This is a genomic window from Rothia sp. CCM 9418 (assembly GCF_048512825.1).
In the GTDB taxonomy this organism is placed as follows: Bacteria; Actinomycetota; Actinomycetes; order Actinomycetales; family Micrococcaceae; genus Rothia.
In genome coordinates this window covers 169,869-185,537 of the sequence record NZ_JBLXXX010000003.1, presented here as the reverse complement: position 1 = coordinate 185,537, position 15,669 = coordinate 169,869, and the positions used below count along the sequence as shown (strand labels likewise).

12 protein-coding genes and 1 tRNA gene are annotated in these 15,669 nt (G+C 48.0%); 10 read left to right on the top strand and 3 right to left on the bottom strand.

Going from position 1 to position 15,669, the window contains the following annotated elements; all coding sequences use genetic code 11:
* Window positions 1-77 precede the first annotated feature (77 nt).
* From trpC to lgt, 4 genes are read left to right on the top strand one after another with little or no spacing between them, the layout of a single operon-like run.
* A complete protein-coding gene (gene trpC, locus ACN083_RS05380; RefSeq protein ID WP_419101809.1) occupies window positions 78-902 on the top strand; it encodes an indole-3-glycerol phosphate synthase TrpC in 825 nt (274 codons plus the stop codon).
* 46 nt (window positions 903-948) lie between these two features.
* Window positions 949-2,283 (top strand): tryptophan synthase subunit beta, encoded by a 1,335-nt coding sequence (trpB, locus tag ACN083_RS05375; RefSeq protein WP_419101808.1) that lies wholly within the window; start codon window positions 949-951, stop codon window positions 2,281-2,283.
* Entirely contained in the window at window positions 2,283-3,140 is an 858-nt protein-coding gene (gene trpA / locus ACN083_RS05370) for a tryptophan synthase subunit alpha (protein ID WP_419101807.1), read from the top strand. The genes trpB and trpA overlap by 1 nt, the downstream gene beginning before the upstream one ends.
* On the top strand, window positions 3,133-3,987 hold the full coding sequence (lgt, locus tag ACN083_RS05365; protein ID WP_419101806.1) for a prolipoprotein diacylglyceryl transferase: 855 nt from the start codon (window positions 3,133-3,135) through the stop codon (window positions 3,985-3,987). Before trpA ends, lgt begins: the two co-directional genes overlap by 8 nt.
* Before the next feature lie 328 nt (window positions 3,988-4,315).
* Here lgt and ACN083_RS05360 read toward each other — a convergent pair whose 3' ends face one another.
* Entirely contained in the window at window positions 4,316-4,711 is a 396-nt protein-coding gene (locus tag ACN083_RS05360) for a hypothetical protein (RefSeq protein ID WP_419101805.1), read from the bottom strand.
* Between the two features lie 234 nt (window positions 4,712-4,945).
* Here ACN083_RS05360 and ACN083_RS05355 point away from each other — a divergent pair, with 234 nt between their 5' ends.
* From ACN083_RS05355 to ACN083_RS05340, 4 genes are all read left to right on the top strand, one after another.
* Entirely contained in the window at window positions 4,946-5,209 is a 264-nt protein-coding gene (locus ACN083_RS05355) for a helix-turn-helix domain-containing protein (RefSeq protein ID WP_419101804.1), read from the top strand.
* Window positions 5,206-5,391 carry a helix-turn-helix domain-containing protein gene (locus ACN083_RS05350; RefSeq protein ID WP_419101803.1) on the top strand — a complete coding sequence of 62 codons (186 nt, stop codon included), beginning with the start codon at window positions 5,206-5,208 and terminating at the stop codon, window positions 5,389-5,391. The genes ACN083_RS05355 and ACN083_RS05350 overlap by 4 nt, the downstream gene beginning before the upstream one ends.
* A 731-nt stretch (window positions 5,392-6,122) precedes the next feature.
* Entirely contained in the window at window positions 6,123-10,799 is a 4,677-nt protein-coding gene (gltB, locus tag ACN083_RS05345) for a glutamate synthase large subunit (protein WP_419101802.1), read from the top strand.
* Window positions 10,792-12,252, top strand: coding sequence for a glutamate synthase subunit beta (locus ACN083_RS05340; protein WP_419101801.1), 1,461 nt, complete (start codon window positions 10,792-10,794; stop codon window positions 12,250-12,252). The genes gltB and ACN083_RS05340 overlap by 8 nt, the downstream gene beginning before the upstream one ends.
* 76 nt (window positions 12,253-12,328) lie before the next feature.
* On the opposite strand, the gene ACN083_RS05335 is transcribed toward ACN083_RS05340, so the two are convergent.
* Both ACN083_RS05335 and ACN083_RS05330 read right to left on the bottom strand, forming a co-directional pair.
* Entirely contained in the window at window positions 12,329-12,907 is a 579-nt protein-coding gene (locus tag ACN083_RS05335; RefSeq protein ID WP_419101800.1) for a flavodoxin domain-containing protein, read from the bottom strand.
* Between the two features lie 13 nt (window positions 12,908-12,920).
* The gene (locus ACN083_RS05330) at window positions 12,921-13,511 is read right to left on the bottom strand and encodes a flavodoxin domain-containing protein (RefSeq protein WP_419101799.1); all 591 of its coding nucleotides are present in this window, start codon (window positions 13,509-13,511) and stop codon (window positions 12,921-12,923) included.
* A gap of 327 nt (window positions 13,512-13,838) precedes the next feature.
* Here ACN083_RS05330 and pyk point away from each other — a divergent pair, with 327 nt between their 5' ends.
* Entirely contained in the window at window positions 13,839-15,314 is a 1,476-nt protein-coding gene (gene pyk / locus ACN083_RS05325) for a pyruvate kinase (RefSeq protein ID WP_419101798.1), read from the top strand.
* A 192-nt stretch (window positions 15,315-15,506) separates the two neighbouring features.
* A tRNA-Leu gene (locus tag ACN083_RS05320) sits at window positions 15,507-15,586 on the top strand.
* Window positions 15,587-15,669: the final 83 nt, after the last annotated feature.

Below are 15,669 nucleotides of genomic sequence, written 5' to 3'. Positions count from 1 at the left end.
TCGGCGGGACGCTTATTTCATAGGAATTACTATCACCAACCAACAACTATTCTTTTTTCTGATGAAGGAACACTGGCATGGCAACAGTCTTAGAAAACATCATCACAGGTGTACGTGAAGACCTCAAAGAACGCATAAAACATACCCCGTTAGAGCAGATACAACGCCAAGCCCAAAACCAAAAACCTGCACTAGAAGCGCTAAACTATCTACGCCCCACCAACACCTTTAACGTCATCGCAGAAGTCAAAAGAGCCTCTCCCTCTAAAGGAGAACTCGGAGAAATCCACGACCCCGCCGCCCTCGCACAAGCCTATGAACGTGGGGGAGCTAGTATCATCTCCGTTCTTACTGAACAACGACGCTTCAAAGGAACACTCAACGACCTCAAAACAGTACGCGAACACGTTAATATCCCCATACTACGCAAAGACTTCATCATCGACGAATACCAGATTTGGGAAGCACGAGCCTACGGCGCTGACCTCATCCTCCTCATCGTCGCAGCACTGGATGACCAAACACTCAAAGAATTTCTAGAACTCACCCATAAACTAGGGATGAGAGCACTCATCGAAACACACACACCAGAAGAAATTGAGCGCGCCAAAACACTAGGAGCCCACATCATCGGTGTTAATGTACGAAACCTCAAAACTTTAGAAGTCAACAACTCACACTTTGCAGAACTAGCCCAACTACTCCCTCAAGACGCTGTCATCATCGCAGAATCTGGTGTCTCCACAGCCCAAGATGTTACAGACTACGCATTACACGGGGCACAAGCCGTCCTCGTCGGAGAAGCACTCGTTCGTTCCGGAGAACCCGAAAACACTGTCCGAGAATTCAAACAAGCCGGACACACCGGACGTACACAATACCTTCAACAGCAGAACGCCTAAGACCCAACTCACTCAACAGCTCTATAACAGAAAACGAGGCATAACGGTGACAAACCAACTTGCAGATAACTTTTTGAAAGGGAACTCTTCTTCCCTCAAAAATGCCCCCGGCCCTTACTTCGGTCAATACGGTGGTCAATGGATGCCCGAATCTTTAATGATGGCAATGACCGAGCTAGAAGAAACCTTCGAATCTGCAAAAAATGATCCAGCATTTATGGCAGAATTCCAACGCCTCAGCCACGAATACTCCAACCGCCCATCACTACTAACCGAAGTACCACACTTCTCAGAGCACGCTCACGGGGTACGTTTCTTCCTCAAACGAGAAGACCTCAACCACACTGGCTCACACAAGATTAACAACGTTATTGGCCAAGCGCTCCTAGCACGACGCATGGGAAAAACCCGTCTCATCGCAGAAACAGGAGCCGGACAACACGGTGTAGCAACAGCAACAGCCGCCGCATTATTCGGCATGGAATGCGTCATCTACATGGGTGAAGAAGACACCGAACGTCAATCCCTCAACGTGGCACGCATGCAACTTCTTGGGGCACGAGTTATCGCCGTTCAAAACGGTTCACGAACCCTCAAAGACGCCATTAACGAAGCACTACGCGACTGGGTAGCAAACGTCGACAACACCCATTACCTCCTTGGAACAGCAGCAGGAGCACACCCTTTCCCTGCCATGGTGCGTTTCTTCCACGACGCCATCGGCACTGAAGCCCGAGAACAAATCCTCGAAGCCACCGGAAAACTTCCCGACGGTATCGCAGCATGCGTTGGCGGAGGCTCCAACGCTATTGGAATGTTCCACGCTTTCCTTGACGACCCCGATGTAAAAATCTATGGCTTTGAAGCAGGCGGTGACGGCATCGATACAGACCGTCACGCAGCAACCATTAACCTTGGAAAACCTGGCATGCTTCACGGCGCGATGACATACCTGATGCAGAACGAAGATGGACAAATCATCGAATCCCACTCAATTTCTGCTGGACTCGACTACCCCGGGGTCGGCCCCGAACACTCCTACCTCAACGACATCGGCAGAGTCAGCTACCAGCCCGTTACCGACACCGAAGCCATGGACGCATTACAGCTACTATGCCGTACCGAAGGTATCATTCCTGCTATCGAATCTGCCCATGCGCTCGCTGGCGCTCTGCGCGTTGCACGCGAATGGGCTGCCAACGACCCTGAAACTGCTTCCGACAAAGTGATGGTGGTATGTCTTTCAGGTCGTGGCGATAAAGATATGGGAACAGCCCTAGAATGGTTCGGCCTAGGTAAAGCCATCCCTTCATCATCTTTAGTGACTGGAAATAAAGAAGCTATGCACGAAGCTCAGAGCGTAGAGAGCGAGAACAACTAATGACGTATCGTGATTATCTATCAGAAGGCGTTCGGTATTCTGTACATCATAATTCTTTTCCGCCGGCTCCAGCTGGGTCGGCGTTGAAACGACGCCTTGAAGAATGTCGTGAACAAGGACGTGCTGCCCTCATCGGTTACTTACCGGTAGGCTACCCCACCGTTGACGAATCCATTCAGGCTGCTATTGCGTTAGGACGTAACGGTGCAGACATTATTGAACTAGGTGTCCCTTATTCTGATCCAGTGATGGACGGCCCTGTTATTCAAAAGGCAACAGCACACGCCATAGAGAACGGATTTCGTCTAAAAGATGTGTTTCGTGCCGTACACGAAATTACTGAGGCCACCTCTGCTGTTGTTGTTGTAATGACCTACTGGAACCCCGTGTTAAGTTATGGTGTTGACGAGTTCGCTCGTGATCTTTCAGCAGCCGGAGGAGCTGGAATTATCACACCAGATCTCGTCCCTGACGAAGCCTCCGCATGGTTTGAGGCCTCCGAAAAGTATCAGTTAGATCGTGTTTTCTTAGCTGCTATTTCTTCTTCTGACGAGCGTTTAGCGATGATTTCTCGTGCTTCTAGTGGCTTCGTGTACGCGGTCTCTGTCATGGGTGTGACGGGTATGCGCCAGTCCGTGAACAATGCTGCTTCTGAACTGGTGCAGCATTTACGTAAAGCGGACGCTCCAGCAGTTTGTGTTGGTTTGGGTGTTTCTCGCCGTGAACACGTTGAAGAAATCGGGCAATATGCTGATGGTGTGATTGTGGGGACTGCTCTTGTGAAAGCTCTAGAATCTGATGGCGTTGAAGGAGTCGCAGTTTTGACGCGTCAGTTAGCAGGTAAGAACGATGAATAATACGGTGTTAGAGGCTTCTATTCCGTCCCCATCTGTTAGTAGTTTTCATGTAGGTGGTCTAACCATTCATTTTTATGCTTTATGCATTTTGGTGGGTATTTTCTTGTGCTTGAAACTTACAGCCTACCGTTGGAAGTCATGGGGGCAAGATCCTGAACGTATCTGGGATATCGCGTTATGGTCTTTCCCCTTTGGCATCGTGGGCGCTCGAGCTTACCACGTGCTCATTACTGACCCTGCAAGTTATTTTGGTGCAGGTGTTAATCCTCTCAACGTCTTTAAGATATGGGAGGGCGGAATCGGCATTATGGGTGCTATTTCTTTAGGTTCTTTAGGTGCTTGGATTGCTTGTCGTCGTTATGGTATTTCTTTTGCGCTCTTTGCTGACGCTGTTGCCCCCGGTATTCTTTTAGCTCAGGCCTGCGGACGTTGGGGTAACTGGTTCAACCAGGAGCTGTTCGGCAAACCGACTACTCTGCCGTGGGGCTTAGAAATTTCTTCTCATTCTCCAAATTTTCCGCATCAATACCCTGCCGGTACGCTCTTTCACCCAACTTTTCTGTACGAATCGTTATGGAATCTTTGCGGTGTCATGCTCTTATTGTATTTAGGTCGTAAGTCGGTGCTTGTTTTAGGTCAGACTTTTTGGCTCTATGTGTTGTACTACGGTGTAGGACGTATCATTATCGAGATATTCTGGCGTATTGATACTCCTCATTATGTGCTGGGTCTTCGTGTTCATGTGTGGACTGCTGGTTTGCTGATTGTTCTTGGTCTTTGTGGTCTGATCATCGCTAAGAGGCGTGCTCGTCAGCGTGCTCTTATAGACGCGGCTCAAGGGGTCTAAACTTCAGCTCCGTAATATTGTTCTGGGAGAAAACCAGACGATGTCCTGCCCACAATATATGTTGTGGGCAGGACATCGTCTTTTAAGGTATAGAAGTTTTATGATGCGGTGAGGTGTACTCTGCTATTGGTCTGTTCAATGCCCCGATACTCGTGGGTCACGACAATAGCAATCCCTCCGTTACGGCAATGTTCTTGAAGAAAATCGAGAACACATTGCGCGTGGTAATCGTCTAATGCTGCTGTTGGTTCGTCAAGAAGGATTATAGGAGTCTCGCGGACTGCTGCTCGTATAATCCCGATAGGCTATTTGGTGATCTTATCGTTTGCTAGTTGGTAGGGGTGTTTTCGCTTTTTCTAGGGTTTTGGTTTAGGGCTTTTATTGCTTGGGTTTTGCTGTTGAGGATTGCATCGATAACGGATATAACGGCTGCTCGTTCTGAATCAGTGAGGTCTTTTGCTCTTTCTGGGAGGATGAAAGGCTCTCCTCCTGCTGGTGGAAGTTGAGCTAGGAATCTCAACTGCGCACGGTCTAAACCTAATACTTGCCCTAAAGCGTCTAATACTTCGGGGTTAGGCTTAGCAGGAATCTGACCCGACAAATACCTGTGTATCGTCGTTTTCCCTATGCTGTATCCGAGCTGTTCAGCCCGATGTGCAATATCTTGCAGGGAATAATTATGCTTGATTGAAGCTTGCTTTAACGTTTTTGAAAGATTTTTCACGTTCCTATTTTTTCCGCAAAAAATCCATTTGACAAGACCATTGGATATTTTTTGTCCACTTTCTCACCGTTTGTTAACCAGTATTTACGGTGGAAATATAAAAAATGTTGCCGAAAAGGTGGACAACTTGTCCACGTTATGGTTATAGTTTAATTGTTCCGCTTTTCAGGAAATAGGAACAGGATGTTTGATAAACGAATAGTGTGGCTACTTTGAAGATATAGAAAGGAAAATATGACAACAAAAATGCGCGTGCAAGTGCGCTCTGAAAACTTGCGTGACACATTGAAGCTTCGGCGATTTACTTACCGTGATTTGGAGAAAGTGACGGGTATTCCGAAAGCTTCGATAGCAAAATTGGCTACAGGCGGGCAAAAAACATGCTCTCTAGAGAGAGCTATGAAAATTTCAAAATATCTATGCGTTCCGTCCGAAACCATTTTTTTTGTCAAAAATATTCCACATTCCAAGAACGAAGAAAACGGTGATTATCAATGACCAAACTACTAACGCCGGCTCAGGTATCTGAGATAACCGGCTTCAAAGAAAAAACCCTCGCCAACTGGCGTTCGCAAGGAAAACAACTGCCTTACTGCAAAATAGGGCGCTCAGTTCGTTACCGCGCCAGCGATGTTGAAGAGTGGATACGCAAAAATAAACCTAAAAAAGTCTACAAATAGGTATTATCTCATCGACGTAGAAATAAGCCTTACTCTAAAACACCGAAGACATTACGGGCAGGGTGCGTCCACCACACTACAAAAGAGTAGTTCCCCGATATACTCTTATCCCGTGATAACAACATATTTTGAGGACTGCTTACAGGGGAGAAGCTGTGCCACAACGGTCCAGCTAGAAAGATGAGCTGTGTTAAAACCCTCTGGACTTCCATAACGGTCTTGGCTCATCACAAAAAATACTGTTGAGACGCCTTTCTTTCACTGTGTACGTCTTGTCGCTAAAAATAAAAATATCCGAGACATCCAACTATTTAACTATCAGATACTAAGCCGTCTCACTATCTGGTGCATTAATACGAAGAATTACCCCTTTTGAAACAAAACAAGGCACAATAACTACCAGAAGATAGATAGAACATACCCAAAAACTAGCGTCTTCTACCGGTGAACGTGAAAACGTAACAACATTGACTCCACCACACACAGGAATCAACTGCACCACAACAAATCCACCACTGATAACACCTATACCCATCAGTAAACGGAACATACCCCATCGCTGCAATGGCGCGGCTCAAAGACCTTTAACTCTTATCCCACACCCAAGAGTTAGAGCCTATGCGCATACACGATGCGGATATATCAAACTTTGTGCCGTACCACCACCGAAACCTCGTTCACACACGTGCCCTAACGCATGTGAACGACCCGCCGTGGAGAGGAAAAGGCCTTTGAAAAACCCAACATCACACACCCCAACACAGAGCAAACACAACTCCACCACACCACCGTCACCCTTCCAAACATTTGCCGCAATACCTCAAGCGCAAGGGCTATACCACCCCGACAACGAAAAAGACGCCTGCGGACTAGCGATGGTTGCAACGATCAACGGTCAAGCCAGCCACGATATCGTTGACCACGCACTCACAGCACTGCGTCGGCTCGAACACCGAGGAGCCGTCGGAGCAGACGAAGGCACCGGCGACGGCGCAGGAATCCTCCTACAACTACCCGACACATTCTTCCGCGCCGTACTAGACTTCTGCCTACCAGAAACCGGAAAATACGCAGCTGGAACAGCGTTCCTCCCCGCTGACGAAGAAAACATCAGCGAATACAAACAATCACTAGAAGACATCGCCCACGCAGAAGGACTCAAAGTCCTCGGCTGGCGAGACGTGCCCACCAACCCAGAACTTGTTGGAAAATCAGCACGCGCCGTCATGCCTCACTTTGTACAGATGTTCATCGCCGAAGCAGAACCCGAAGAACACGACGCCGTTGCCGCACCCTTCACCGGACATATCCCTATCATCGACCTCGACACAACATCCGCACAACAACAACTAGACCAAAAAGCTTTTCGTCTACGTAAACGCGCACAGCACAAGCTCGGAGTATATTTTCCGTCCTTCTCTACACGAACCATCGTGTACAAAGGAATGCTAACCACCGCACAACTAGAACCCTTTTATCCTGATCTCTCAGACCCCAGATTTCAGACAAAACTTGCTATCGTCCACTCACGATTTTCAACGAACACCTTTCCCTCATGGCCGTTAGCGCAACCCTTTAGAACCATCGCACATAACGGCGAAATCAACACCGTCAAAGGCAACCGTAACTGGATGCGAGCGCGTCAATCACAGCTCAAATCACCATTGTTAGGACGAAACCCCGAAGAATTATTTCCCATCTGTTCGGCGGGTGCTTCAGATTCTCAGTCTTTTGACGAGGTTGCAGAACTGCTGTTGCTCTCTGGGCGTAGCGCGCCACAAGTGATGATGATGATGATTCCTGAGGCGTGGGAAAAACACGAGGATATGGACGAAGACCTCCGAGCCTTCTACCAATATCATTCAACGTTAATGGAACCATGGGACGGCCCAGCAGCCGTAGCCTTTACCGATGGTACACGGGTTGGTTCTGTTCTTGACCGTAACGGGTTACGACCAGCACGCTACTGGGTGACTGATGAAGGTCTTGTTGTTCTTGCATCTGAAGTGGGCGTTATCGATATTGACGAGAAGAATATCGTTCAGAAAGGTCGAGTCAGCCCAGGAAAGATGTTCTTCGTCGATACAGAACAACAACGTATCATCTCAGATGAAGAAGTTAAAAAGAGCGTAGCGAATAGTCACCCATGGAAAAAATGGGCGTCAGAGTCCATTATCAATCTTGCCGATTTACCTGAACGTGAACATATTCGTTACCCTCGTTCATCAATGACTCTGCGCCAACAGACTTTTGGGTACACCACTGAAGAACTTAAAAAGATTCTTGCCCCCATGGCACAACATGGTGCAGAGCCTATTTACGCGATGGGAACGGATACTCCTATTGCGGTTCTTTCGTCACGTTCACGATTACTTTTTGACTATTTTGTGCAGTCTTTTGCTCAAGTAACGAATCCTCCTCTTGACTCTATTCGTGAAGAGCTTGTTACGTCCTTGAAGACATCGGTAGGTCCTAATGGGAATATTCTTCGTAATGGGCGTGTACATACTCGTCATATTGGTTTAGATTTTCCCGTTATCAATAATGATGAGTTGGAAAAGATTGCTCACCTCACTGATGAGGATGGTATGGGTATTGCCCTGAAAGTTCGGGGTCTTTATAACCCTGCTGGGGGAGAAGACGCTTTACGTGCTCGGCTGAGTGAAATTTGTGAAAAGGTGTCTGCCGCTGTTAATCGCGGTGTGGAGCATATTATTCTTTCTGATCGTCATTCTAATGCGCAGTGGGCGCCTATCCCGTCGTTGCTGTTGACGGCGGCGGTTCATCATCACCTTTTGCGTTCTGCAACTCGCACGAAGGCGTCTTTGGTGGTTGAAGCTGGTGATGTTCGCGAAGTGCATCATATTGCCACTTTGGTTGGCTATGGTGCTTCAGCGGTGAACCCGTATCTTGCCATGGAGTCGGTGGAACAGCTGGTTCGAGATGGTGAGATTGAGTCAGTTTCTGAGGACGAAGCTGTTAAGAACTTGATTAAGGCTTTGGGTAAAGGTCTGCAGAAGATTATGTCGAAGATGGGTATTTCTACGGTATCTTCGTATTGTGGTGCTCAGACTTTTGAAGCTTTGGGTTTATCTGAGCGTCTTGTGAGCGAGTATTTTCCAGGGACTCATTCGCAGATGGATGGTGTGGGTCTTGACGTTATTGCTGCTGAAGTGAAAGCCCGTCATGACCGTGCTTATCCTCAAGGTGGGGTAGCTGTTCCACACCGTACTTTAGAAACTGGCGGTGAATATGATTGGCGTCGTGATGGTGCCTCCCACTTGTTTAACCCTGAGACTGTTTTCCGTTTGCAGCATGCAACCAAAACGGGGCGCTACGATATTTTCAAGTCTTATACAGAACGTGTAAATGATCAGTCTAAAGAGCTGATGACAATACGTGGGTTATTGTCTTTGAAGCAGGATCGCCCTCCGATTGATATTTCTGAGGTAGAGCCGGTGAGCTCTATTGTGAAGCGTTTTTCGACGGGTGCGATGTCGTATGGGTCTATCTCTCAGGAGGCTCATGAGACTTTGGCTATTGCGATGAACGCTTTGGGTGCAAAGTCGAATACTGGTGAGGGCGGTGAAGATGTTGAACGGCTTCTTGACCCGCAACGGTGTTCAGCTATTAAGCAGGTTGCTTCTGGTCGTTTTGGTGTGACGTCTTTATACCTAACACACGCCCAAGATATTCAGATTAAGATGGCTCAAGGCGCTAAACCTGGTGAAGGTGGGCAGCTCATGAGTCAGAAAGTGTACCCGTGGGTGGCGAAGACCCGTCACGCGACAGCTGGGGTGACCTTGATTTCGCCACCTCCTCATCATGATATTTATTCTATTGAGGATTTGGCACAGCTGATTTATGACCTCAAACGTGCCAACCCGCAGGCTCGTATTCATGTCAAGTTGGTGTCTGAGGTGGGTGTTGGAACGGTTGCTGCCGGTGCAACGAAAGCTAAAGCCGATGTCGTGCTTATTTCTGGTCACGATGGTGGTACTGGTGCTGCTCCTTTGAACTCCTTGAAACATGCTGGAGCACCATGGGAGTTAGGTCTTGCTGAGGCTCAACAGACTTTGATGATTAACGGTTTACGTGACCGCGTAGTTGTGCAAGCTGACGGGCAACTAAAAACCGGTCGTGACGTGATAATTGCTGCTCTATTGGGTGCAGAAGAGTTCGGTTTTGCAACAGCTCCACTCGTGGTGGAGGGCTGCATTATGATGCGTAAATGCCATTTGGATACCTGCCCAGTGGGGGTTGCGACACAGAACCCGACGCTTCGCGAACGGTACACCGGTAAAGCTGAGCATGTTATCAATTTCTTTAAATTTATTGCTGAAGAAGTTCGTGAATATTTAGCGCAGCTGGGATTAAGAAGCCTAGACGAGGCTATTGGACGCGCCGAACTTTTGGATACTTCTGCCGCTATCGAACATTGGAAAGCTGACGGTTTAGACTTATCGCCTATTCTGCGTTCAACGTTTGAAGAGTACGCGGGTCGGGGAGTGCGCCATAGCCGTGAACAAGACCATGAACTGGATGCTCATATCGACCACCATTTTATTCGTGCGGCTTCTGCCACTTTTGAGCACCGTCAGAAGACTCAAATCACTCGTGATGTGGTGAATACTGATCGTTCTATCGGCACAATGCTAGGACATTATGTGACGAAAACGTTTGGTACTGACTTATTAGAACCAGATACGATTGACCTTCATCTGAAAGGACATGCTGGTCAGTCTTTGGGTGCGTTTATTCCTCAAGGAATGACTATTCGATTGGTTGGTGACACCAACGATTATGCTGGTAAAGGCCTATCTGGTGGACGAATTATTATCCGCCCAGATGAGAACGCTCCTCTTATCGCTCATGAAAATGTTGTGGCAGGGAACGTTATCGGTTATGGCGCTACCAGCGGTGAACTGTTTATCCGTGGTGTTGTAGGTGAACGTTTCTTAGTGCGTAATTCTGGTGCTACTGCTGTTGTTGAAGGAATCGGTGACCACGGTTGTGAATATATGACAGGTGGCAGAACCCTGATTTTGGGTGAGACAGGACGTAATTTTGGTGCTGGTATGAGTGGTGGTTATGCATATGTACTAGATCTCAACATGAAGAATGTGAATAAAGATTCTCGTGAGCAGGGCGAACTATTGTTTTCCGCTTTATCTGAAACAGATTGTTCAGAGGTTCGCCAACTTTTAGAAGAGCACGTACAACACACTGGGTCGCATCTGGGCCAACAGCTTTTAGCAGATGAAGAGGACACCATGCGCCGTATCACGAAGGTTGTGCCGCGTGATTATGCGGCGGTTTTGAGCGTTCGTCAGGACGCTCAAGCTCAAGGTGAAGACCCTAACTCGATGGCTGTGTGGAAGAAGATTTTGGAGGTAACCCGTGGCTAATCCTCGTGGCTTTCTAGAAGTAACAACTCGTCAAGACCGACCTAAACGTCCTGTGCCTGTGCGTATTATGGATTACCGTGAGGTGCAGGTTCGCCCAAACGAGGCTGTTATCCGTCAACAGACATCGCGTTGCATGGATTGTGGTGTGCCGTTTTGTCATGCTGGGTGTCCTTTGGGAAATCTTATTCCTGAGTGGAATGATTTGGTGTGGCGTGGTCGTACCCGTGAAGCGGTGGAGCGTATGCACGCAACAAACAATTTTCCGGAATTTACGGGGCGCGTGTGCCCAGCTCCGTGTGAGTCTTCTTGTGTGCTAGGTATTAATCAGCCGGCGGTCACTATTAAACAAGCTGAGTATTCTATTGGTGAAGCTGGGTTTGCTGAGAACCTGATTGAGCCTATTCTTCCTGCACGTATGTTAGATAAGACGGTTGCTGTGGTGGGCTCTGGTCCAGCTGGGTTAGCGGCTGCTCAACAATTAACGCAGGCTGGTTTTACGGTTGCTGTTTTTGAACGTGACGCTAAAATTGGTGGTTTGTTACGCTATGGTATCCCTGATTTTAAATTAGAGAAATCTGTGGTGGAGCGTCGTCTTGCAGTGATGGAAGAAGAAGGCACTCGTTTCCGTCCCGGCATTAATATTGGTACTGATATTACGTGGGATGAGTTACGACGACGATATGACGCTGTTATTGTTGCGACAGGGGCAACAGCTCCTCGTTTACTGGACATTCCGGGCGCTGAGTTATCTGGTATTTATCCGGCAATGGATTATCTCAAGGACACGAATCGTTTTGTCTCAGGGGAGAGCTCTTCACTGAGCATTGACGTTACCGGTAAGAACGTGATTGTTTTGGGCGGTGGAGACACTGGATCTGACTGTATCGGTACGGCTGTACGCCAAGGAGCAGCATCTATTACGACTCTTGCAATTGGTGAACAGCCACCGCTTGAACGCTCTGATAGTGAACCATGGCCGATGTTTCCAAAAGTATTTGAGGTGTCTTCTTCTCATGAGGAGGGTGGAGAGCTTCGCTATTTAGCGTCAACCGTGGAGTTCGTTGGTGAGAATGGTGTTTTGACAGGTCTTAAAGTTGCTAAGACGCAGTACCTACCTAATGGCCGTCGTGTCCCTGAACCAGGTACCGAACATGTTATCCCTGCTGATATCGTGTTTTTGGCGTTAGGTTTTACGGGGCAAGATTCTCGAACTTTAGAAGAACAAATTGGTGCGTGCTATGACAAACGGTCAAATGTTGCACGAGATGAGAACTATATGACGAATGTTCCTGGCGTGTTTTCTTGTGGTGACGCTGGCCGCGGACAGTCCCTGGTGGTGTGGGCTATCGCTGAGGGGCGTGCAACAGCTGCCGCAGTTGAGCGGTATCTTACCGGTTCCACTTTCTTACCTGAACCGGTGTCTCCTCATGATCGCGGGTTTACGCTTCTTTAAGAGACGGTATAAATAAATCTATGTGGTGGGGTAAAAGATATCTCTTACCCCACCACATAGAGGAGAACAAACATTGTTATTGTTGAGTAGCTAACGTTTGTAGGACGTGCTCGACTAACGGTTTAACAGCTATTGGGTCAGAATAGTTTACTTTTCCCTGTTCAAAGCTTTTAAGCATTTGTTCTTGAGCCTGAGAGCGTTGAGGTTTTGCCGCTATTGCTGCACGTACCCCCATCATGAGCGTTTTATGTTTCATGCTGAGTTTGGTATGGTCTAGTCCTCCACGAAAATGGAAAATTTTAGCGTTCTCCGTTAACGTTTCGCCATAGTTCTTTATCACCATATTGTCTAACTTTTGGCGGCTACTACCTTCAAGCCCGTTAAAAGATACGGTAAAAAACACGCGTGGGACTGATCGCAATAGTTCAGCGTATTTTTGTGTTGTTTTTGCTCCTGTCAAAAATGTTCCATAGTCGCTAGCTCCGATAAGAACAATATCTGCTGATTGAATATTTTCTGCGCAGAGCTGTTCTGTAGCGCAAATCGTTACGTTGATAGTGTTGTCATGGTTAGTTAACGCTTCGGATATCCAGTGTGCATATTCTGTGGTGTATCCGTACTGGCTACCGGCTGAGATGAGAACACGTGCTCCCATGAGGATACGCGCCTTAGCTTTCTACGTTGGGGGAGAGATACCCTGCGACTGTTTCGACGAGGGGGAAGATGTCTTCACGGTTGGTGTAGTCTCCACCACCATTGTCGAAAGATTCAATCATCTGTTTGTCGTATTCGTTCGCGTGAGGCTTGAGACGATATGCGGTGCGAACTCCTGCTAGAACAGTTTTGTGAGTTTTCGTCATTTGGGAGAGGTCTAGTCCTCCGCGGAAGTGGTAGGTGGGGCAGTTTCCTGCGACGTCTTCTTTATAAGATTTCATGACGCGTTTGTCGAGGTATTCACGCGGGTATACGGCTAGACCGTTGAAACATACGGTGAAGAAGACGCGGTGCGGAACTTTGAGCATTGCTTCACGGCGTTTGCGTAATGTTGGAGCGCCGGTGAGGAACCCTCCAAGGTAACTTGCCCCGACGATGAGTACGTCAGCAGATTCGATGAGCTCGTCGGTGGCTTCTGCAATGGGGCTGAGGCTAATGTTGGGGGACTGGTCGAGAGTTTGGAGTTCTTCTGCAATCCAGCGGCAGTACCGTTCTGTAAATCCGTAGTTTGAGCCGAAGAGGATAACGACGTTTTGGGTGCTCATGAGTCTCACGTTTCTTTCATGCCGGTAAGGCGTGGTTTGCGGTGCTTTTATATCTCAAGAATAAAACAAGTTGAACGGCGATGGAACATTTAACGAATAAGATGTGTGTTTTTGTGGGAAATAGGCTGGTTTTATGAGTTATTTTTCTCATTTCTGGGACAAAAAGAAGGTTTATGCCCGTATAATGAGGTATGCACCCGGAGAGATGCTAAGAATATCTGTGAATGTGTGGGAATGTTATTTTTTGTGGCTCATTGAACGCACTATCGCAAGATGTTCTATCATCCCCCTTGTTGTCGCACCCCCAAACTTACTAAGGTTGTATACATGAGACGCGCAAAAATTGTTTGTACTATTGGTCCGGCAATCTCCTCTGAGGAGAAAATTAAGGCAGCTATTGAAGCTGGCATGAACGTCGCCCGCCTTAACATGAGCCACGGCGACCACGATGTTCACACAAATTCCTACAAGAACATTCGTAAACAGAGCAAAGCGCTCGGTAAAAACGTTGCCATTTTGGCAGACCTACAAGGCCCAAAGATTCGCCTTGAAACCTTCAAAAACGGTTCTGAAGTTCTAGAACCTGGTGATACTTTCAAAATTACGACCGAAGACGTTGAAGGTACCAAAGACATCTGTGGTACTACCTTCAAAGGACTCCCTGGAGACGTCGCTCCCGGAGACACCCTGCTCATCGATGACGGAAAAATTCGTCTTGAAGCCATTGAAGTAACTGACACGACAGTAACAACACGCGTTGTTGTTGGTGGGCCTATCTCCAACAATAAAGGTATTAACCTTCCCGGTGTTGCGGTATCTATCCCCGCATTGACCGAAAAAGATGAACGCGACCTTCGCTTCGCTTTGAAACTTGGTGTCGACATTATCGCTCTTTCTTTCGTGCGCTCTGGCGACGACATCGCTCGTGTTCACGAAATCATGGACGAAGAAGGATTCCGCATCCCCGTTATTGCGAAGGTTGAGAAGCCTCAGGCTGTTGACAATCTTCAAGACATCGTCGATAAGTTCGACGGTATCATGGTCGCTCGCGGTGACCTAGGCGTTGAATATCCTCTTGAAGAGGTCCCTCTCGTCCAGAAGCGAGCCATCGAACTTGCTCGCCGTTGGGCTAAGCCTGTTATCGTGGCAACGCAGGTTCTTGAATCAATGATTCATAACCCCACTCCAACTCGTGCAGAAGCATCTGACTGCGCTAACGCTATCCTTGATGGCGCAGACGCCGTCATGCTTTCTGGTGAAACATCTGTGGGCGAGTACCCGATTATCACCATTCAGACGATGGCTCGTATCGTCAAATCCACTGAGGAACGTGGCTTGTATCGCGTGCCTGAACTAGGCACTTCTCCTAAGACTCGTGGTGGCGCGATTACTCGTGCGGCAGTGAACGTTGCTGATCAGCTCAATGTTGATTACATTACCGCGTTCACTCAGTCCGGCGATACAGCTCGCCGTCTTGCACGTTTGCGCCCATCGAAGCCTGTGATTGCATTTACTCCTGATCCTAAGGTTCGCGCATTCCTTGCAATGCTTTGGGGTGTAGACGCGGTAGAAGCTGCGAGCGTTGCAAACACTGATGAGATGACAGGCCTGGTCGACCAGTACCTCTTGGCTCAAAAAATTGCTGAACCTAATCAACTCATCGTTATGGCGGCTGGTTCGCCTCCAAGCGTTGCCGGCTCAACCAACATGTTGAAAGTTCACCGTATTGGTGACTTGGATGACGCTGGTGCTCTTCTTCCTGAAGAGAAAGAGAAACTCGGCCCCTGGGGTGAAGATTCCTAGCATCGTCACTCTCTAAGGTTTTATCCTGATACGAGAAGAAGCCCTGTCCTATGTTCTGTTTATGAGCGAGGATGGGGCTTCTTTCTGTTGTGTTGTGAGGCATTAGATAAAGTATTTTATGATTTCGACTCTTTCGATTTCACTTTTGCGTAGTGATGGTGTATCGTAGAGGAGTGCTCTTAGCGCAGATGCGCCCAAGTGGCGGAATTGGCAGACGCGCCGCACTCAAAATGCGGTTCTTAGGAGTGTGGGTTCGAGTCCCACCTTGGGCACACAATAAACCCTCTTCTCTCTTGTAGAAGAGGGTTTTTTATTGGTATCAACCCATCGGTAAGGTGTTATTTTGTGTTAGGGG